Raw genomic sequence first — 19293 nt, 5'->3', positions numbered from 1 at the left:
ATGGATTCTTTCGGGGGAGTTGCCGTAACTATATTCGATTTACGGCCTGCCGTTCTCGGCTTGCGCGGCGGCAAGGCTATGATAATCTGCCGTCGTTCTTCATTTTTCACGATATAAAAACCATGAAAAAAATCCTGAAGGGAACCGCAGTCGCGCTGCTGCTGATTCTGGCAGCGCTGATCACGGCGTTTTTCTGGTATCGCGGCGCCAGCCAACCGCAAATCGACGGCAAGCTGCAACTGGCGGGGCCAAGTGCAGCGATCGACATCGTGCGCGACGCGCAAGGGGTGCCGCACATCTACGCGCAGTCGGCCGCCGATGCTTACTTCGGGTTGGGTTTCGTGCATGCGCAGGATCGCTTGTGGCAAATGGAACTGAACCGCCGGATTCCGGCCGGCACGATGGCGGAAATTCTCGGCCCGAACGCGGAGGGCACCGACCGCTTTCTGCGCACGCTCGGGGTGCGGCGCAATGCCGAGGCGATCCTGCAAAACCTGGCGCCCGATGCGCGCGCCGCGCTGGACGCCTACGCCAAGGGCGTGAATGCCTATCTGGCCAACCGCCAGGGGCCGCTGCCGCCGGAATTCCTGCTGACCGGTGCGCCGGCGCCGGCCCCATGGCAGGCGGTCGACTCGATCGGCTGGCAAACCATGATGTCGTGGGACCTGGGCGCCAACTGGACGCAGGAGCTGTTGCGCATGCGGCTGGCGCAGCGGTTGCCGCTGGAGCGCATCAACCAGTTCTTGCCGCCGTATCCGGGCGATGCGCCGCTGGCAACCCAGGATTACACCAAGCTGTATCGCCAACTGGCCGGCACCACGCAGCAACTGGAGAAGGTGGCGGCCAGCGCGCCGCCGTCCTACGTTGACGGCATGGGATCCAACAACTGGGTGGTGGGCGGCACCCGCACCGAAAGCGGCAAACCGCTGCTGGCGAATGACCCGCATCTCGGCCTGTCGGCGCCGGCGTTGTGGTATTTCGCCCATTTGTCGGCGCCCGGTCTGAACGCAATCGGCGCCACGCTGCCGGGCTTGCCGGCGGTGGTGCTGGGGCGCAACGACCGCATCGCCTGGGGCTTCACCAATACCGGGCCGGACGTGCAGGACCTGTTCATCGAGCGCGTCAATCCGGCCAACCCGAAGCAGTACCAGACGCCGGACGGTTGGGCCGATTTCAAGCTTCGCACCGAAACCATCAAGGTCAAGGGCCGGCCCGACGTGACGCTGGAAGTGCGCGAAAGCCGGCACGGCCCGGTCATCAGCGGCGCGCTGCCGCTTGCCGACCGCGCGCCGCTGGATGCCAGGAGCCATGTGATCGCCTTTTCCTGGACCGCGCTGCGCCCGGACGATCTGACGCTGCAGGCCGGCGTGCGCATGAGCCGTGCGAACAACTGGGAGGAATTCCTGGCCAGTGCGCGCGACTTCGCTTCGCCGCAGCAAAACATGGTGTATGCCGACATCGACGGCAATATCGGCTTCGTCGCGCCGGGCCGGGTGCCGATTCGCAAGGCGGAAAACGATTTGCGCGGGCTGGCGCCGGCGCCGGGCTGGGATGCGCGCTACGACTGGGCCGGCTTCATTCCATTCGAATCGCTGCCGCGCCAGTTCAACCCGGCCAGCCACCAGGTGATCACCGCCAATGAAAAAATCGTCGCGCCGGATTATCCGTATTTCCTGACTAGCGAATGGAGCCTGCCGTACCGCGCCGACCGCATCACCCAACTGATGGCGGTTACGCCCAGGCACAGCCTGGCCAGCTTCGGCGCGATTCAGAAAGACGCGCTGTCGCTGGCGGCGCGCGAAGTGCTGCCGCTGCTGCTGCGGACCGAACCGAGCTCGGAGCGCGCCAAAAGCGCGCTGGCGGCGCTGTCCAAATGGGATGGCACGATGGACGCGGCGCGCGCCGAACCGCTGATCCTGAACGCCTGGCTGCGCGAATTGTCGCGCCGCATGTTTGCCGACGAATTGGGCGAATCGATGATGCAGGACTTCTGGTCGCTGCGAAACGTCCAGCAGCCGCTGGCGAACATCCTGAAAAACCCGCGGCAACTCGGCACCTGGTGCGGCGATGCGCGCCAGCCGCTGGCTGCCGAAGAGGCGCTGCCGCTATGCGCCAAGCTGCTCTCCGAATCGCTGGAAGCGACGCTGGACGACCTGCAGCGCCGCTACGGCGATACCGGGAAATGGCGCTGGGGCGATGCGCATGAAGCGCGCTCCGAACACCGGCCGTTCGGCAAGGTGCCGCTGCTGGCCAAGGCGTTCGATATACGTGTACCTTCGGCGGGCGACAACTATACGGTCAACGTCGGCCGCTACAACCTTTCCGACGAAAAGGAACCGTTCACCAACCGCCACGCGCCCAGCCTGCGCGCGCTGTATGACCTGTCCGACCTGGAAAACTCGCGGTACATGCATTCGACCGGGCAGTCCGGCAACCTGCTGTCGCCGCTGTACCGGAACTTCAGCCAGCGCTGGGCCGAAGTAGCCTACCTGCCAATGCAGATGCGGCGACCGTCGGTTGAAAAAGACCAGTTGGGAACCTTGAGGCTGGTGCCGCGCTGAGGAAATCCCGCATCGGTTTGGGATTGCGAACCGCGCAGATTGCGCGCTGCCTTGGCTGTCGTTCCTGAGTACCTTAGTGGGGAATCCAGTACGTCGCTTGTCGGTAACACAGTGCAGGCCGCTGGGTTTCCGCTTTTCCCAATGATGGGGGCAGGTCTTGAACGATTGATTCCCGATACACATAAAAAAACCGCCGGCGATTCGCCGGCGGTTTTTGTTCCCCGCCCCATCCCGCTGGTGGCGGCCGGGGCGGGAAGCGCCGCAAGGGCGGAGCTTAGTCGGCGTAGATGTCGTTGTTCTTGCTTTCCTTGATGAACAACGCGCCGATCACGACCGTTGCCAGCGCGATGATGATCGGATACCACAGGCCGTAGTAGATGTCGCCCTTGAACGCCACCAGCGCGAACGCGGTGGTCGGCAGCAAGCCGCCGAACCAGCCGTTGCCGATGTGATAGGGCAGCGACATCGAGGTGTAGCGGATCTTGGTCGGGAACATCTCCACCAGCGTCGCCGCCATCGGGCCGTACACCATCGTCACGTAGATCACCAGGATGAACAGCAGCAAGAGGACCATCGGCTTGTTGATCTGGTCTGGATCGGCCTTGGTCGGATAGCCGTGCGATTTGATTTCGTCGGCCAATTGCTTCGAGAACTCCTTGTCCTTGGCTGCCGCTTCTTCCTTCGACAAGCCTTTGGCGTCATACGCGGTCAGGGTCTTGTCGCCGATCGCCACCGTTGCCACCGTGCCTGGCGCGGCGTTGACGTTGCGGTAGTTGACTGAAGCCGCCGACAGCTTGGCCTTGACGATGTCGCACGACGAGGTGAATTTCTTGGTGCCGGTCGGGTTGAACTGGAACTGGCAAGTGGCCGGATCGGCGGTGACGATCACCGGTGAGCTTTTTTGCGCCGTTTCCAGTGCCGGGTTGGTGTAGTGGGTGAGGGCGCTGAAGATCGGGAAGTAGGTTACCGCCGCCAGGAAGCAGCCGCCGAGGATGATCGGCAGACGGCCGATCTTGTCGGACAGCGAGCCGAAGAAGATGAAGAACGGCGTGGCCAGCAACAGCGAGGCGGCGATCAGGATGTTGGCGGTCGACAGGTCGACTTTCAAGGTCTGCGTCATGAAGAACAGCGAGTAGAACTGGCCGGTGTACCAGACCACCGCCTGGCCCGCGGTCAACACCAGCGCCAGCAGCACGATCTTCAGGTTGCCCCAGCGGGCGAAGGATTCGGAGAGCGGCGCCTTGGATGTCTTGCCTTCGGATTTCATCTTGATGAAGGCCGGCGATTCGTTCATTGACAACCGAATCCATACCGAAATCCCGAGCAGCACCACCGAGATCAGGAACGGCACGCGCCAGCCCCAGTCGGCAAAGGCTTCCTCGCCGATCGCGGTCCGGGTGCCGAGGATCACCATCAGGGACAGGAACAGGCCGAGCGTGGCGGTAGTCTGGATCCACGCAGTGAAGGCGCCGCGCTTGTTGTTCGGCGCGTGCTCGGCGACATAGGTGGCGGCACCGCCGTATTCGCCACCCAGCGCCAGGCCCTGCAAAATGCGCAGTGTGATCAGGATCACCGGGGCGGCGATGCCGGCGGTCGCATAGCTGGGCAGCAGGCCGACCCCGAAGGTCGAGATGCCCATGATGACGATGGTCACCAGGAAGGTGTACTTGCGGCCGATCATGTCGCCCAGGCGCCCGAATACCAGCGCGCCGAAGGGGCGGACGATGAAGCCGGCGGCAAATGCCAGCAGCGCGAAAATGAAGCCGGTGGTGGGATCGACGCCGGAGAAGAATTGCTTGGCGATGATGCCGGCCAGGGAGCCGTACAGGTAAAAGTCATACCATTCGAACACGGTACCGAGCGAAGAGGCGAATATAACTTTCCGCTCCTCCGCGGTAATCCGGTGGTGTACCGCCGCTTGTGCTGTTGCCATCGTGTCTCCTCGGATAATTGATGTAAATGCGCGCATCGATCGATGCGACACGCGCACCGGCGCAGTGTGCCTTGCCAAACTTACGCAATGCTTGCTGCAAACTTACGGCAGGCTTACGGCGCACGAGGTGTGCCGCCGCGGCGATATGCCGGAGGGCGCTTATCATTTTTGCGAACGATCGTACTAAATTATGCTATTCTCGCTTGCGAAACAGAGGCGCCATCGACACCGACGAATTGCGGCATCGAGCTGCCTGACAGATTTCTGACCCACGACATTCCATCATTCACCGAGGAGATTCAAATGACCGACGCCGTCATCGTATCCACTGCCCGCACCGGCCTGGCCAAGTCCTGGAAGGGCGCCTTCAACATGACGCATGGCGCAACCATGGGCGGGCATGTGCTGCAGGCGGCGATCGAGCGCGCCAGGATCGAAGCCGGCGAAGTGGAAGACGTGATCATCGGCTGCGCCAACCCGGAAGGCGCGACCGGCGGCAACATCGCGCGCCAGATCGCGATCCGCGGCGGCTGTCCGGTCACCACCGCCGGCATGACGGTCAACCGCTTCTGTTCCTCCGGTCTGCAGACGATCGCGCTGGCGGCGCAGCGCGTGATCGCCGGCGAGGGCGATATCTATGCCGCCGGCGGCGTCGAATCGATCTCCTGCGTGCAGCAGGAAATGAATCAGCACATGCTGGTCGAAGTCTGGCTCAAGCAGAACAAACCGGAAATCTACTGGCCGATGCTGCAGACCGCCGAGAACGTCGCCAAGCGCTACAACATCAGCAAGGAGCGCCAGGACGAATACGGCGTGAATAGCCAACTGCGTGCCGCCGCCGCGCAGGCGGCCGGCAAGTTCGATGACGAAATCGTGCCGATGACCACCATCATGGGCGTGGCTGACAAGGCTACCGGCATGCTGACCACGCGCGAAGTCACAATCAGTGCCGACGAAGGCATCCGCGCCGATACCACGCTGGAAGGTGTGGCCAAGATTCGCACCGCGGTTCCGGGCGGCGTAATCACCGCCGGCAATGCCAGCCAGTTTTCGGATGGCGCCTCGGTGGCGGTGGTGATGAGCGCCAAGACGGCGGCGGCCAAGGGCTTGCAGCCGCTCGGCATCTTCCGCGGCTTCGCGGTCGCCGGCTGCGAGCCGGACGAGATGGGCATCGGCCCGGTATTCGCGATTCCCAAGTTGCTGAAGCAGACCGGCCTGAAGGTCGAGGACATCGACCTCTGGGAGCTGAACGAAGCGTTCGCGGTGCAGGTGCTGTATTGCGCCGACAAGCTCGGCATCCCGATGGATCGCTTGAACGTCAACGGCGGCGCGATCGCAGTCGGCCATCCATATGGCGTGTCGGGCGCGCGCCTGACCGGCCATGCGCTGATCGAGGGCAAGCGACGCGGCGCCAAGTACGTGGTGGTGACCATGTGCATTGGCGGCGGCCAGGGTGCGGCTGGCTTGTTTGAAGTCGCCTGATTTTGTGTTTTGTCGTCCCCGCGCAAGCGGGGACCCAGCGTCGTTGGTCGCCCCTGGCGCGCGGTTTCTTCGGCCGTGCGTAAAAAACGCCACCGGGTTCCCGCCTAACGAGGCGGGAACGGCAAGCAAGATCAGTGCTCCCGGACATGCATAGTCCTGATTTTATCGTTGATCTATAGGTATGCTTTAATTTCTGATGTTATGTCTGCGGGATGCGGCGTCAATCTAGGGAGTATGTTGTTTCACACACAACCGGCGCGGCCATCGCCTCGGTTTTTTGGACGAATATCCGATGTCATCCATGATCCTTTCCCGCCGCGACCTCGAATTCCTGCTGTATGAATGGCTGGACGTCGAGGCACTGACCAGCCGCGCGCGCTTTGCCGACCACAGCCGCGAAACCTTCGACGCCGCGCTCGATACTTGCGAACGGATCGCGACCGATCTATTCGCACCGCACAACAAGAAAAACGACCAGCAGGAACCGCATTTCGACGGCGAACGCGTTCAGATGATTCCGGAGGTCGGGGTGGCGCTGAAGGCGTTTTGCGACGCCGGCCTGATGGCCGCCGGCCAGGACTTCGAGCTGGGCGGCATGCAGCTGCCGTGCGTGGTGGAGAAGGCCGGCTTCGCCTACTTCAAGGGCGCCAATGTCGGCACCGCCTCATACCCGTTTCTGACCATCGGCAACGCCAACACCCTGCTCAAGTGCGCCACGCCCGGGCAGATCGAGATCTTCGTCAAGCCGATGCTGGAAGGGCGCTTCTTCGGCACCATGTGCCTGTCGGAACCGCAGGCCGGCTCGTCGCTGTCGGACATCGTCACGCGCGCCGAACCCCAGGCCGACGGCAGCTTTCGGCTGCGCGGCAACAAGATGTGGATTTCTGCCGGCGAACACGAATTGAGTGAAAACATCGTGCACCTGGTGCTGGCCAAGATTCCCGATGAAAACGGCAAGCTGATTCCCGGCGTCAAGGGCATTTCGCTATTCATCGTGCCGAAGAAGCTGGTCAACGCCGACGGCTCGCTGGGCGAGCGCAACGATGTGGTGCTGGCCGGCCTCAATCACAAGATGGGCTATCGCGGCACCACCAACTGCCTGCTAAATTTCGGCGAAGGCAAGTTCCAGCCGCAAGGGAAAGCCGGCGCCATCGGCTACCTGGTCGGGCAGCCGCACAAGGGCCTGGCCAACATGTTCCACATGATGAACGAGGCCCGCATCGGCGTCGGCCTGGGCGCCGTCATGCTCGGCTACACCGGTTATTTGCACGCACTCGATTACGCGCGCAACCGGCCGCAGGGGCGCCATCCGCAAGCCAAGGACCCGGCGCAGCCGCAAATCCCGATCATCCAGCACACCGACGTCAAGCGCATGCTGCTGGCGCAAAAAAGCTACGTCGAGGGCGGCCTGGCGCTAACCCTGTATTGCGCGCGCCTGGTGGACGAGGAGCGTAGCGCCGAGAGCGATGAGGCGCGCGCGCAGGCCAGCCTGTTGCTGGAGATCCTGACCCCGATCGCGAAGTCCTGGCCCTCGCAGTGGTGCCTGGAAGCCAACAACCTGGCGATCCAGGTGCATGGCGGCTATGGCTACACGCGCGAATACAACGTCGAGCAGTTCTACCGCGACAACCGGCTGAATCCGATCCACGAAGGCACGCACGGCATCCAGGGGTTGGACCTGCTGGGGCGCAAGGTGGCCATGCGCGACGGCGCGGCGCTGAAGGCGCTGGCGGCCGAGATGCAGAAAACCATGGCGCGCGCGCAGCAGCAGCCGCTCCTGGCCGAATACGCCGCGGCGCTGGGCGCCACGGTGCAGCGCCTCGCCGCCGTGACGCAGGCGCTGTACGCGGCGGGCGATCTGAACAAGACGCTGGCCAACGCCTCGCTCTACCTGGAAGCCTTCGGCCACATCGTGATGGCGTGGATCTGGCTGCAACAGGCGCTGCTGGCGGTGGAGCGCAGCGGCCACGATGGTCAGGACGGCGATTTCTACCGCGGCAAGCTACAGGCCTGCCGTTACTTCTTCCGCTGGGAATTGCCGAAGGTGGCGCAGCAACTGGAGCTTTTGGCAAGCATTGACACCACGACGCTCGAGATGCAGGATGCATGGTTTTGAAAGACACGCATGGACGCCGGCCGCCAGCCGGCAATCAAGCGTTTTGAAGGTTGCGGGATGATCAAGCATATTGTGATGTGGAAGCTGAAGGAACATGCCGAGGGCGCCCGCCGCGCGGCCAATGCCCATAAAATGAAGGCGCTGCTGGATGGCTGCGCCGACATTGTGCCCGGCATCCTGAAGTTCGAAACCGCGCTGGCCGAACCCGGCCTGGAATGCACCTACGATGTGGTGCTGTATTCCGAATTCGCCTCGCGCGCCGCGCTCGATGCCTACCAGCAGCATCCGCAGCACCAGGCGCTCAAGCCCTTCATTGGCGCTGTGCGTGCCGAACGGCAATGCATGGATTACCAGGCCTGAAGCACACGCGGGTGAGCGAGTTTCGCGTCTCCGCCTTTCTTTTCGGGGTTTGATGCTTATGTAAAGGGGTGGCCGCGCTGGCGCTGCAGCCAGCGGCGGTTACACTGCCATCGCATTCGTTCGAACCCCTATCTTGCCGGAGCAACCAGCATGATTCTTTTTCCTACAGCGGCCAGCGCCATGCGCCTGCGCCAGCCTCGGCATGGGTGTGCGCGTGTTTAGCGCGGCCGGGCTGAACCTGTTGCCGATCGCCATGATCGGCCTGCTGGGCGGCGTCCACTGCATCGGCATGTGCGGCGGCATCGTCAGCGCGCTGTCGGTGGCGGCACAGCCGTCGCGCAAGGCATTCCCGGTGGCGGTGGCAAGCCAGGCCGGCGCCAGTGCGCTGGATAGCGGGCTGAAGGTGCTGGCCTACAACCTGGGCCGGATCGGCAGTTACACGGTGGCCGGCGCCATCGCTGGCGGCGCAGCGGGTGTCGCGGGGCGCGGCATCGGCACGCTCTCCAGCATGTCGGCGCTGCAGATCGGCGGCTACTGGCTGGCCAACCTGATGCTCATCGCGCTTGGCCTGTACCTGATGGACCTGTGGCGCGGCCTGTCCCGGCTGGAAGTGCTGGGTCAGCGGCTGTGGCGCCGCATCCAGCCGCTGACCAAACCCTTTTTGCCGATGGACAGCCCGGGCAAGGCGCTGGCGCTGGGCGCTCTGTGGGGCTGGCTGCCGTGCGGCATGGTGTATAGCGTGCTGCTGACCGCGATGCTGACGGCTTCCGCCTGGTCCGGGGCGCTGGTGATGCTGGCGTTTGGCCTTGGAACGCTGCCGAATCTGCTGGCGATGGGTTTGCTCGGTGCCCGCCTGCAGGGCTGGACCCGGCGCCGCGGCGTGCGCCTGGGCGCCGGTTTGCTGGTGCTGGCGTTCGGCGTGCTGGGCCTGGTGCGTGCCGGCAATGGCCTGTCGCTGGGCTGGCTGGATGCGGTCTGCATCACGCCGCCGGCCGGAGTCGGGCGATGAATGCTACTCATGCGGCCGATTGCTTCCACTGCGGCTTGCCGTTGCCGCCTCAGGCGCCGTGGTCGGTAATGATCGACGATGTTGTACGGCCGATGTGCTGCCCGGGCTGCGCCGCCGTCGCGCAGGCGATCGTCGATACCAGCGGCGGCGAGTATTACCGCACCCGCAGCGGCTTTGCCGCCACCGCCGAACAGGCCAGCCTGGTGCCGCCCGAACTGCAGTTGTACGACAGTCCGGAAGCCGCCGCCGCCTTCGATGCCGACGGCGAAGCCTGCGAAGCCACCTTGTCGGTCGAAGGCATCCGCTGCGCCGCCTGCGTCTGGCTGATCGAGCGCCGCCTGCTGCAGGTGGCGGGCGTGCAAAGCGCGCATCTGAACGTGGCCACCGAGCGGCTGCAGGTGCGCTGGAGCAAGACCGACTGCAAGCCGAGCGACATCCTGGCGGCGATCCGGGAAATCGGCTACGCCGCCTATCCGTTCGATCCGGTGCGGCATGGCGAGCAATTGCGGCGCGCGGCGCGCACGCTGGGGCGGCAATTGTTCATCGCCGGCCTGTCGATGATGCAGGTGATGATGTATGCGGTGCCGGTGTACCTGGCCAGCGACGGCACCATGGAGGCCGACATGGAAAGCCTGATGCGCTGGGCCAGCCTGCTGTTGACCTTGCCGGCCATGCTGTATTCGGCGCAGCCGTTTTTCCGCTCCGCCTGGCGCGATCTGCGCAACCGCACGCTGGGGATGGACGTGCCGGTGGTGCTGGGCATTTCCGCCGCCTTCGCTGCCAGCCTGGTGGCTACCTGGCGCGGCCGCGGCGAAGTGTATTTCGATTCGGTGACGATGTTCATCTTCCTGCTGCTGTGCAGCCGCTATCTGGAATTGCTGGCGCGCCGCAAGGCGGCCTCGGCGCTGGAGCGGCTGCAGCATGCGCTGCCGGCCTCCGCGTCGTTGCTGGCGGCTTATCCAGCCGGACGGCAGGCGGAACTGGTGCCGGTGGCGCAACTCCGAGCCGGCGACGCCATCCTGGTCAAGCCGGGCGAGGCGATCGCCGCCGACGGTGTGATCGTCGAAGGCGAAACCAGCATCGATGCCTCGCTCCTGACCGGCGAAAGCCGGCCCTTGCACAAGACCGTGGGCGATAGCCTGCCGGGCGGCGCCGTCAACGCCGGTCAGCCGATCGTGCTGCGGGTGACGCAGGCCGCGCGCGACAGCACCCTGTCGAGCCTGCTGAAGCTGGTCGAGCGCGCCGGGCAGGGCAAGCCGCAACTGGCGCTGTGGGCCGACAAGGTCGCGGCCTGGTTCGTCGCCGCCTTGTTACTGTTTGCGCTGGTGGTATTCGGCCTGTGGCAATGGCTGGATGCCGAGCGCGCCTGGCCGATTGCAATCGCGGTGCTGGTGGTGTCCTGCCCGTGTGCCTTGTCGCTGGCGACGCCGTCGGCACTGGCGGCGGCAACCGACCGCCTGGTGCGGCAGGGCGTACTGGTGGTGCAGCCGCACGTGCTGGAAACCCTGTATCGGGCCACGCATGTGGTGTTCGACAAGACCGGCACGCTGACGCTCGGCATGCCGGTGTTGCGCCATGTCGCCACCTTCGGCGCCGCGCAACGCGAGCGCTGCCTGGCGCTGGCGGCGGCGCTGGAAGCTTCCAGCGCGCATCCGCTGGCGCAGGCGATTCTGGCCGCCGCACCGGCCACCAGCCTGCAGGCGGCCGAGGTCCGCTACCACAGCGGCAAGGGCTTGGAAGGAACGGTCGACGGCGTGCATTACCGGCTCGGTAGCGCCGCCTTCGTGGCGCAACTGTGCGGGGCATTGCCGGCTGCGCAGCTGGATGAAGCGACCCCGGTGTATCTGGGCAGCGCCGCCGGCTGGCAGGCGCGCTTCGACCTGGCGGACGCCTTGCGCCCCGACGCCGGCGAAGTGGTGGCGCGTTTTCGCGCTGCCGGCAAGCAGATCGTGCTGCTCAGCGGCGACGAGCAGGGCGTGACCGCGCGGATTGCCGCCGAACTCGGTATTGCGACTGCGCTCGGTGGCCAGTTGCCCGACCAGAAACTCGCCTATGTCCAGCGGTTGCAGCGTGAAGGCGCGGTGGTGGCGATGGTCGGCGATGGCATCAATGACGCCGCCGTCTTGCGCGCCGCCGATGTTTCGTTTGCGATGGGTGGCGGTGCCGCACTGGCGCAGGCGCAAGCCGATACCGTGCTGCTCTCGGGGCGGTTGTCACTGGTGTGGGAAGCGGCGCGCACCGCCACGCAAACCATGGCAGTGATGCGGCAAAACCTGGCCTGGGCTACTGTGTATAATGTCGCCGCGATTCCGGCAGCGGCGCTCGGCTTGTTGAACCCCTGGTTGTCCTCGGTCGGCATGTCGCTCAGTTCCGCTCTGGTGGTGGCCAATGCGCTGCGCCTGCGGCGCCTGTCCAAGGCGTCGAATGAACGGCCAACTGGCCAACTTCCGGATTAGGTGACAGTAATGGAAGCTCTTTACCTGTTGATCCCGCTGAGCATCCTGGTCGTTTTCCTGGCAATCTGGATTTTCTTCAAGGCCTCGGATAGCGGCCAGTTCGATGACATGGTGGGCCCGGGATTGCGTCTTTTGCAAGACGATGATCGGGCCGATGCCAGCATCCCTGCGGCGCAGGAAGCCCAGGACAAGACTCGATGACCCTGGACTGCGGGTTGCGGCTAGCTTCGATTGCTGCACTGCATTAAATTACTATTGATCTAGATCAAGGAATTTATAGTTGCGAATCAATAACCTTACTGCTGTCATGGCATTTTTCAGGAGCGTCTGTGAGTAGCGCACAAAACTATAACTATCGGGTGGTCAAGCAGTTCACGATCGCCACCGTCATCTGGGGTGTGGTGGGCATGCTGGTGGGGGTCTTCATCGCCGCCCAGCTGGCTTGGCCGGCACTCAATTTCGACATTCCGTGGCTGACTTACGGCCGTTTGCGACCGTTGCATACCAATGCGGTCATCTTTGCATTTGGCGGCAGCGCCTTGTTCGCCACTTCGTATTACGTGGTGCAACGCACAAGCCAGGTCCGCCTGTTTTCCGACGGTCTGGCCGCCTTCACTTTCTGGGGCTGGCAACTGGTCATCGTCGGCGCCGCCATCAGCCTGCCGCTGGGCCTGACGCGCGGCAAGGAATACGCCGAGCTGGAATGGCCGCTGACGGTCCTGATCGCGCTGGTCTGGGTCGCCTACGCGGTGGTGTTCTTCGGTACGCTGGTCAAGCGCCGCGTCCAGCACATCTACGTCGCCAACTGGTTTTTCGGCGCTTACATCCTGACCATCGCGATCCTGCATATCGTCAACGGCGCCTCGATGCCGGCCACGCTGACCAAGTCGTACTCGGCCTATACCGGCGTGCAGGACGCTATGATCCAGTGGTGGTACGGCCACAATGCGGTCGGCTTCTTCCTGACCGCCGGCTTCCTCGGCATGATGTATTACTTCATCCCGAAACAGGTCGAGCGCCCGGTGTATTCGTACCGGCTGTCGATCGTCCACTTCTGGGCGCTGATCTTCACCTACATGTGGGCCGGCCCGCACCATCTGCACTACACGGCACTGCCGGACTGGACACAGTCGGTCGGCATGGTGTTTTCGCTGATCCTGCTGGCGCCTTCCTGGGGCGGCATGATCAACGGCATGATGACCATGTCGGGTGCCTGGCACAAGCTGCGCTCCGACCCGATCCTGAAGTTCCTGATCGTCTCGCTGTCGTTCTACGGCATGGCGACCTTCGAGGGCCCGATGATGTCGATCAAGACCGTCAATGCGCTGTCGCATTACACCGACTGGACCATCGGCCACGTCCATGCCGGCGCGCTGGGCTGGGTCGGCTTCATCACCATGGGTTCGATCTACTACCTGATCCCGCGCCTGTTCGGCAAGGCTGAAATGTGGAGCAAGCAACTGGTCGAAGTGCATTTCTGGGTCGCCACCATCGGCATCGTGCTGTACATCGCCGCGATGTGGATCGCCGGCGTGATGCAGGGCCTGATGTGGCGCGCGGTGAATGCCGACGGCACACTGACCTACACCTTCGTCGAGTCGGTCAAGGCCACCTACCCGTACTACGTGATTCGCTTTACCGGCGGTTTGCTGTACCTCTCCGGCATGATCCTGATGGCGATCAATCTGTACATGACCTCACGCAACAGCCAGCCAGTGGCGGCGCGCATTCCGGCACTGGCCGGCAGCCACGCCTGAATCCGGAGTCGAGAAGATGAAATTTACCCATGAATGGATTGAAAAGAATCCCTGGCTCTTGATCGCGCTGGTCGTGCTGGTGGTCAGTGTTGGCGGCCTGGTCGAAATCGTGCCGCTGTTTTTCCAGAAGTCGACCACCGAAGCGGTGGCAGGGCTGAAGCCGTATTCGCCGTTGCGCCTGATGGGGCGCGACATCTACGTGCGTGAAGGCTGCTACAACTGCCACTCGCAAATGATCCGGCCGTTCCGTGCCGAAACCGAGCGTTATGGCCACTATTCGGTGGCCGGCGAATTCGTCTATGACCGGCCGTTCCAGTGGGGCTCGAAGCGCACCGGCCCGGATCTGGCGCGCGTCGGCGGCCGCTACAGCGACGAATGGCATCGCGTGCATCTGGACGATCCGCGCGCCGTGGTGCCGGAATCGAACATGCCGGGTTACCCGTGGCTGGCGAAGACCAAGCTCGACCCGCAGGATGTGGTGCCGAAGATGCGTGCCTTGAAGCGGCTTGGCGACCCCTATACCGATGCCGACATCGCCCAGGCGCCGAAGGAACTGGTCGACAAGACCGAACAGGATGCGCTGATCGCCTACCTGCAGGGCCTCGGCACTCAAATCAAGACCAAGAGGTAGGACTGCCCATGGAAAACCTGTTTGCCGACGCCCGCAGCGTGATTACCGTCGTCAGCTTTCTGACGTTCATCGGTATCGTCTGCTGGGCCTACCTTGTCCATCGCGGCAAGGACTTTGAGGCCGCCGCCAACCTGCCGTTTGCCGACGAGCCGGCGGTCGAGTATCCACATGGGAGTCGTGATGTCTGATTTCACAAGCGAATTCTGGAGTTTTTATGTCGCGGCCCTGACGCTGATCGGCATCGCCGCCTGCGCCGCGCTGTTGTGGTCGCAATCGACGCATCGGGTCAAGATCGAAGAGGGTAAACCGGCTGACGGCACCACCGGCCACGTCTGGGACGAGGACCTGACCGAGCTGAACAACCCGCTGCCGCGCTGGTGGATGTGGATGTTTTATCTGACCATCATCTTCGGCGTCGCCTATTTGCTGCTGTATCCGGGGCTGGGCACCTTTGCCGGCAAGCTCGGCTGGAAATCGACCGGAGAATACCAGGCCGAACTGGCCAAGGCCGACGCCGAGTACGCGCCGTTGTTCAACGGCTATCTGGGCCAGGACCTGAAGGCGGTGGCGGGCGACCCGCAGGCGCGCGCAATCGGCGAACGGCTGTTCCTGACCTACTGCGCCCAATGCCATGGTTCCGATGCGCGCGGCAGCAAGGGCTTCCCGAACCTGACCGACCGCGACTGGCTGTATGGCGGCACGCCCGAGGTCATCAAGACCACCATCCTGGAAGGGCGCCACGGTGTGATGCCGCCGATGGAGGCGGCACTGGGCGGCGCGCAGGACACGGAGAATGTGGCGCATCACGTGCTGAGCCTGTCCGGCTCCACTCACGACCCGATCAAGGCCGCATTCGGCAAGCCGAAATTCGCTGCTTGCGCCGCCTGCCACGGCGCCGACGGCAAGGGCAACCAGGCGCTGGGCGCACCGAATCTGACCGACAAGACCTGGCTGTATGGCGGCAGCGCCGCGACCATCATGGAAACCATCCGCAAAGGGCGCGACAACACGATGCCGCCGTTCAAGGATTTCCTTGGCGAAGCCAAGGTGCATGTGCTGGCGGCTTACGTCTGGGGCTTGTCGAACAAGGCCGGGGAAGCGGCGAAATAATGCTGCACGGCTGAGTGCGAATTCGGCCACCGATCCCTGCATCTTGTCGGGATTGGTTGGAGTATGTTGAAAATATAACCATTTGATGCCCGACATATGCTGCCTATTCAGGGAGTATATGATCGGGCAAGATGCATTTCAGAGCCCGCTGATGACCGGGTTGCAACGCCAGGAGTATAGACGTCAATGAGCAAGCGCGACCCAGAAGTCAAGGTAATCAAGATGTACGCCAAGCGCGAGGAAATTTATCCGCGCGAGGCGCGCGGGCTCTATGCCAATTGGCGCTGGGTCTGTGTCTGGCTGACGCAACTGGTGTTCTACGGCCTGCCGTGGCTGTCATGGAATGACCGCCAGGCCGTTCTGTTCGATCTCGGCGCGCGCAAGTTTTATCTGTTCGGCATCGTGCTGTGGCCGCAGGACTTCATCTATCTGGCGGTCTTGCTGATCATCTGCGCCTATGCGCTATTCCTGTTTACCGCGGTTGCGGGCCGTGTCTGGTGCGGCTTCGCCTGTCCGCAAACGGTGTACACCGAAATTTTCATGTGGATCGAACGCAAGATCGAGGGCGAGCGCAGCGCCCGCATGCGCCTCGACAAGCAGCCGTGGTCGGTTTCCAAGCTGGCCAAGAAGAGCGCCAAGCATGGCGCCTGGATTGCCGTTTCGCTGTGGACCGGCTTCACCTTCGTCGCCTACTTCACGCCGCTGCAGACGCTGCTGCGCGAAACCATGATGGCGGCGCTCGGGCCGTGGCAATTGTTCTGGATCCTGTTCTACGGCTTCGCCACCTATGGCAACGCCGGCTGGATGCGCGAGCAGGTGTGCAAGTACATGTGCCCGTACGCGCGCTTCCAGAGTTCGATGTTCGACAAGGACACGCTGATCATTTCCTACGACACGCAACGCGGCGAACCACGTGGTGCGCGCAGCAAGAAGGTGGACAACGCGACTGCGGCGCTGGGCGACTGCATCGACTGCTCGCTGTGCGTGCAGGTATGTCCGACCGGGATCGACATCCGCGACGGCCTGCAGTACGAATGCATCGGCTGCGCCGCCTGCATCGACGCCTGTGATTCGGTGATGGACAAGGTCGGTTTCCCGCGCGGGTTGATCCGCTATTCAACCGAAAACGGCTTGAAAAACCGCATGAGCAAGAGCCAGATCTGGCGCCGCGCGCTGCGCCCGCGGGTGCTGATCTACAGCGCCGTGCTGGCCCTGATCGTGGCCGCCTTCTTCGGCACCCTGCTGACGCGCACGCCGTTGAAGCTCGATGTCATCCGCGACCGCGGCGCGCTTGGGCGCGAGGTCGAGGACGGCATGATCGAGAACGTCTATCGGCTGCAGATCATGAATACCGACGAGGCGCCGCATCGCTACCGGATTTCGGTGTCCGGCATCGACACCATCGAACTGGCGACCCCGGACGAAGTCGAACTTCAGGCCACCGATGCGCGTGCATTGCCGGTGCGGGTGCGGGTCGCGTCCGGCATGGGCCGCCCGGGGTCAAATAAGATTGAATTCAAACTCAAATCGCTCGACGACGAACACGTGCAGGTGGAAGAGAAGGCAGTATTTTTCGTGCCGCGCAATTGAGCAATCCGAGAACCAGGAACAAGCATGCAGATCAGCACTTTGAGAGGTAAAGCCGGTATCGCCGGCGCGCCGGACAAGCCGTGGTACCGCCATCGCTGGCCATGGTTTTTGATGCTGGGCCCGGTGGCAGTGGTCGTGGCCGGCGCGGTCACCATCTGGCTCGCGTTTTCGCACCAGGATGCGCTGGTGGTGGATGACTATTACAAGCAGGGCAAGGCCATCAACCAGGATCTGCGGCGCGATGCGCTGGCCGCGCGCAACCACATGCAATTGGACCTCGCTTACGATGCTGCGCAGGGGAAGCTGAATGGCAGGCTGACATCGACGGCCGATATCGCCAGCCAGAATATCCGCCTGCTGCTGATTCATCCGACGCTGCCGCAAAGCGACATGAATTTCATCGCACACACGGATCGTGCCGGACGCTTTCAAATTACGCTACCATTGCTGCAGATCGGCCATTGGCAAGTGCAGGTGGAAGATCAGGAGCGCAACTGGCGGCTGAGCGGAAACTGGGCCTGGCCGCAGGAAAAACAACTACAAGTTCAGGCCGATGCGCCGGCCGCAGAATGAATAAATCAATGGAGACATGCGGATGCTGCAAAAAACAATGGCGATATTGTGGCCGTCCTTTCTGGCTGCAATCGTCGCCGAAGGCTGCTTTTTCTCGCTCTTCGTTCCGGACGAATTGCCAGTGGCGTACGAAGGACTCGAACTGACCGCAGCCGCAGTCTATAGCATCGGTTTTTTTTGCTTCTGGGCGTTGACCGCACTCTCCAGTTTGCTCACCTGGTACCTGGTGGCGACGCCCGCCGAGGGCTGACGGCCGGCGCCGGCTCCCCTTCCCAAGCAGATTTCGCGCTTGCTCCTTGCGTGCGGGGGCGCCGTCCTGCGTGCGGCCAAATTCTTTCCCCGGCTGTTTTCCATACAGATTTCCAAACAGATCGCGAATAATCGAAAATTGGGTACGCCAACAAATTTACGAACGTTCGTTTTAAAATAGGCCATTCCTGCAACTATCGACAACTTCTGGAGACGCCATGCGCACCACTCAACAACTATTCGACTTGACCGGAAAGACCGCGTTGGTGACCGGTGGCTCGCGCGGGCTCGGCCTGCAAATCGCGGAAGCGCTGGGCGAGCAGGGCGCGAGGCTGGTGCTGTCTTCACGCAAGCAGAGCGACCTCGACGAAGCGGTCGCACATCTGAGGCAGCGCGGCATCGAAGCCAGCGCGATCGCTGCCGACCTGTCGCAAGAAACATCGGTGGCACCGCTGGTGGCGGAAGCCATGAAACGGCTCGGCCACATCGACATCCTGGTCAACAATGCCGGCGCCACCTGGGGCGCGCCAGCGGAAGACCATCCGCTCGAAGCCTGGGACAAGGTGATGAACCTGAATGTACGCAGCATCTTCCTGCTGTCGCAGGCAGTCGGCAAGCAGTCGATGATTCCGCGCCAGTATGGCCGTATCATCAACGTCGCCTCGATCGCCGGTCTGGCTGGCAATCCGAAGGAAATGCAGACGATCGCCTACAACACCTCGAAGGGAGCGGTCGTCAATTTCACCCGCACGCTGGCCGGGGAATGGGGCCGTTACGGGATTACCGTGAATGCCGTCGCCCCCGGTTTTTTCCCATCGAAGATGACCAAAGGCCTGCTGGACAAGCTCGGCAGGGATGAGATGGCGCGCGCCGCGCCGCTGCAGCGCATCGGCGATGACGAAGACTTGAAAGGCGCGGCGCTGCTGTTTGCATCCGATGCCGGCAAGCACATCACCGGCCAGATCCTGGCGGTGGATGGCGGCGTCTCGGCGGTCTGATGGGTTTCGTGGCCACCGAGGCGGGGCAGCCGTTTGCGCCCGATATTCCGTTCCTGCACGACCTCGGCGTCGAATTCCTTGGCATGGCTGACGGCCGTGCCCAAGTGGCGCTCGACCTGCAGCCGCGCCACATGAATAGCTGGCAGGTGGCGCACGGCGGCATCATGATGACCTTGCTGGACGTGGTGATGGCCATGGCCGGTCGCTCGCTGGATCGAAATGCCCGCGGTAGCGTCACAATCGAAATGAAGACCAGCTTCCTGCAGCCGGGCGGGAGCATCGGCGAGCGCATCGTCGCCAAGGGCCACGCTTATCACCGCAGCACAACCATGTGTTTTTGCGAAGGCGAGGTCTGGAATGGCGAGCGCCTGGTGGCCAAGGCGATGGGCACCTTCAAATTTTTGAAGCGCCTCGACGTTGCCAAGAAATTGGAGAATGGCTAAGTCGAACGCCACACTTCTTCTCCAC

The 19293-nt window shown here is 63.1% G+C and carries 17 protein-coding genes; 16 read left to right on the top strand and 1 reads right to left on the bottom strand.

Annotated features, from left to right (window positions below):
• Window positions 1–113: 113 nt before the first annotated feature.
• Window positions 114–2561 carry a penicillin acylase family protein gene (locus tag ACK2VC_RS01285; protein ID WP_486733293.1) on the top strand — a complete coding sequence of 816 codons (2448 nt, stop codon included), beginning with the start codon at window positions 114–116 and terminating at the stop codon, window positions 2559–2561.
• A 274-nt stretch (window positions 2562–2835) separates the two neighbouring features.
• On the opposite strand, the gene ACK2VC_RS01280 is transcribed toward ACK2VC_RS01285, so the two are convergent.
• The gene (locus tag ACK2VC_RS01280; RefSeq protein WP_486731789.1) at window positions 2836–4494 is read right to left on the bottom strand and encodes an MFS transporter; all 1659 of its coding nucleotides are present in this window, start codon (window positions 4492–4494) and stop codon (window positions 2836–2838) included.
• A 303-nt stretch (window positions 4495–4797) separates the two neighbouring features.
• Here ACK2VC_RS01280 and ACK2VC_RS01275 point away from each other — a divergent pair, with 303 nt between their 5' ends.
• From ACK2VC_RS01275 to ACK2VC_RS01205, 15 genes are all read left to right on the top strand, one after another.
• Window positions 4798–5976 carry an acetyl-CoA C-acyltransferase gene (locus ACK2VC_RS01275; protein ID WP_486731788.1) on the top strand — a complete coding sequence of 393 codons (1179 nt, stop codon included), beginning with the start codon at window positions 4798–4800 and terminating at the stop codon, window positions 5974–5976.
• 292 nt (window positions 5977–6268) lie between these two features.
• Window positions 6269–8092 (top strand): acyl-CoA dehydrogenase, encoded by a 1824-nt coding sequence (locus tag ACK2VC_RS01270; RefSeq protein WP_486731787.1) that lies wholly within the window; start codon window positions 6269–6271, stop codon window positions 8090–8092.
• A gap of 57 nt (window positions 8093–8149) precedes the next feature.
• A complete protein-coding gene (locus tag ACK2VC_RS01265; protein ID WP_486731786.1) occupies window positions 8150–8452 on the top strand; it encodes a Dabb family protein in 303 nt (100 codons plus the stop codon).
• A 253-nt stretch (window positions 8453–8705) separates the two neighbouring features.
• Window positions 8706–9461 (top strand): sulfite exporter TauE/SafE family protein, encoded by a 756-nt coding sequence (locus tag ACK2VC_RS01260; protein WP_486733292.1) that lies wholly within the window; start codon window positions 8706–8708, stop codon window positions 9459–9461.
• Window positions 9458–11917, top strand: coding sequence for a heavy metal translocating P-type ATPase (locus tag ACK2VC_RS01255; protein WP_486731785.1), 2460 nt, complete (start codon window positions 9458–9460; stop codon window positions 11915–11917). The genes ACK2VC_RS01260 and ACK2VC_RS01255 overlap by 4 nt, the downstream gene beginning before the upstream one ends.
• 9 nt (window positions 11918–11926) lie before the next feature.
• Window positions 11927–12118 carry a cbb3-type cytochrome oxidase assembly protein CcoS gene (gene ccoS, locus ACK2VC_RS01250; protein WP_486731784.1) on the top strand — a complete coding sequence of 64 codons (192 nt, stop codon included), beginning with the start codon at window positions 11927–11929 and terminating at the stop codon, window positions 12116–12118.
• Between the two features lie 128 nt (window positions 12119–12246).
• The gene (gene ccoN / locus ACK2VC_RS01245; protein WP_486731783.1) at window positions 12247–13674 is read left to right on the top strand and encodes a cytochrome-c oxidase, cbb3-type subunit I; all 1428 of its coding nucleotides are present in this window, start codon (window positions 12247–12249) and stop codon (window positions 13672–13674) included.
• 16 nt (window positions 13675–13690) lie between these two features.
• A complete protein-coding gene (ccoO, locus tag ACK2VC_RS01240) occupies window positions 13691–14305 on the top strand; it encodes a cytochrome-c oxidase, cbb3-type subunit II (protein ID WP_486731782.1) in 615 nt (204 codons plus the stop codon).
• A gap of 8 nt (window positions 14306–14313) precedes the next feature.
• Window positions 14314–14493, top strand: coding sequence for a cbb3-type cytochrome oxidase subunit 3 (locus ACK2VC_RS01235; protein ID WP_486731781.1), 180 nt, complete (start codon window positions 14314–14316; stop codon window positions 14491–14493).
• The gene (gene ccoP, locus ACK2VC_RS01230; RefSeq protein WP_486731780.1) at window positions 14486–15415 is read left to right on the top strand and encodes a cytochrome-c oxidase, cbb3-type subunit III; all 930 of its coding nucleotides are present in this window, start codon (window positions 14486–14488) and stop codon (window positions 15413–15415) included. The genes ACK2VC_RS01235 and ccoP overlap by 8 nt, the downstream gene beginning before the upstream one ends.
• Before the next feature lie 186 nt (window positions 15416–15601).
• The gene (gene ccoG, locus ACK2VC_RS01225; protein ID WP_486731779.1) at window positions 15602–17005 is read left to right on the top strand and encodes a cytochrome c oxidase accessory protein CcoG; all 1404 of its coding nucleotides are present in this window, start codon (window positions 15602–15604) and stop codon (window positions 17003–17005) included.
• A 24-nt stretch (window positions 17006–17029) separates the two neighbouring features.
• Complete coding sequence (locus ACK2VC_RS01220) at window positions 17030–17578, top strand: FixH family protein (RefSeq protein WP_486731778.1); 549 nt, start codon at window positions 17030–17032, stop codon at window positions 17576–17578.
• Between the two features lie 16 nt (window positions 17579–17594).
• Window positions 17595–17828, top strand: a complete 234-nt coding sequence (locus ACK2VC_RS01215; RefSeq protein ID WP_486731777.1) for a hypothetical protein — start codon at window positions 17595–17597, stop codon at window positions 17826–17828.
• A gap of 217 nt (window positions 17829–18045) precedes the next feature.
• Complete coding sequence (locus ACK2VC_RS01210) at window positions 18046–18825, top strand: SDR family oxidoreductase (protein WP_486731776.1); 780 nt, start codon at window positions 18046–18048, stop codon at window positions 18823–18825.
• Window positions 18825–19268, top strand: coding sequence for a PaaI family thioesterase (locus ACK2VC_RS01205; protein WP_486731775.1), 444 nt, complete (start codon window positions 18825–18827; stop codon window positions 19266–19268). The genes ACK2VC_RS01210 and ACK2VC_RS01205 overlap by 1 nt, the downstream gene beginning before the upstream one ends.
• Window positions 19269–19293: the final 25 nt, after the last annotated feature.

The organism is Herbaspirillum sp. WTB6 (assembly GCF_057457785.1).
The sequence above is the reverse complement of the archived record's forward strand: the minus strand, read 5'-3'. Positions and strand labels throughout refer to the sequence as shown.

Coding starts and splice junctions, on each gene's coding strand:
- ACK2VC_RS01280 (WP_486731789.1), bottom strand. CDS start 4,494: ATGGCAACAGCACAAGCGGCGGTACACCACCGGATTACCGCGGAGGAG.
- ACK2VC_RS01275 (WP_486731788.1), top strand. CDS start 4,798: ATGACCGACGCCGTCATCGTATCCACTGCCCGCACCGGCCTGGCCAAG.
- ACK2VC_RS01270 (WP_486731787.1), top strand. CDS start 6,269: ATGTCATCCATGATCCTTTCCCGCCGCGACCTCGAATTCCTGCTGTAT.
- ACK2VC_RS01265 (WP_486731786.1), top strand. CDS start 8,150: ATGATCAAGCATATTGTGATGTGGAAGCTGAAGGAACATGCCGAGGGC.
- ACK2VC_RS01260 (WP_486733292.1), top strand. CDS start 8,706: ATGATCGGCCTGCTGGGCGGCGTCCACTGCATCGGCATGTGCGGCGGC.
- ACK2VC_RS01255 (WP_486731785.1), top strand. CDS start 9,458: ATGAATGCTACTCATGCGGCCGATTGCTTCCACTGCGGCTTGCCGTTG.
- ccoS (WP_486731784.1), top strand. CDS start 11,927: ATGGAAGCTCTTTACCTGTTGATCCCGCTGAGCATCCTGGTCGTTTTC.
- ccoO (WP_486731782.1), top strand. CDS start 13,691: ATGAAATTTACCCATGAATGGATTGAAAAGAATCCCTGGCTCTTGATC.
- ACK2VC_RS01235 (WP_486731781.1), top strand. CDS start 14,314: ATGGAAAACCTGTTTGCCGACGCCCGCAGCGTGATTACCGTCGTCAGC.
- ccoP (WP_486731780.1), top strand. CDS start 14,486: ATGTCTGATTTCACAAGCGAATTCTGGAGTTTTTATGTCGCGGCCCTG.
- ccoG (WP_486731779.1), top strand. CDS start 15,602: ATGAGCAAGCGCGACCCAGAAGTCAAGGTAATCAAGATGTACGCCAAG.
- ACK2VC_RS01220 (WP_486731778.1), top strand. CDS start 17,030: ATGCAGATCAGCACTTTGAGAGGTAAAGCCGGTATCGCCGGCGCGCCG.
- ACK2VC_RS01215 (WP_486731777.1), top strand. CDS start 17,595: ATGCGGATGCTGCAAAAAACAATGGCGATATTGTGGCCGTCCTTTCTG.
- ACK2VC_RS01210 (WP_486731776.1), top strand. CDS start 18,046: ATGCGCACCACTCAACAACTATTCGACTTGACCGGAAAGACCGCGTTG.
- ACK2VC_RS01205 (WP_486731775.1), top strand. CDS start 18,825: ATGGGTTTCGTGGCCACCGAGGCGGGGCAGCCGTTTGCGCCCGATATT.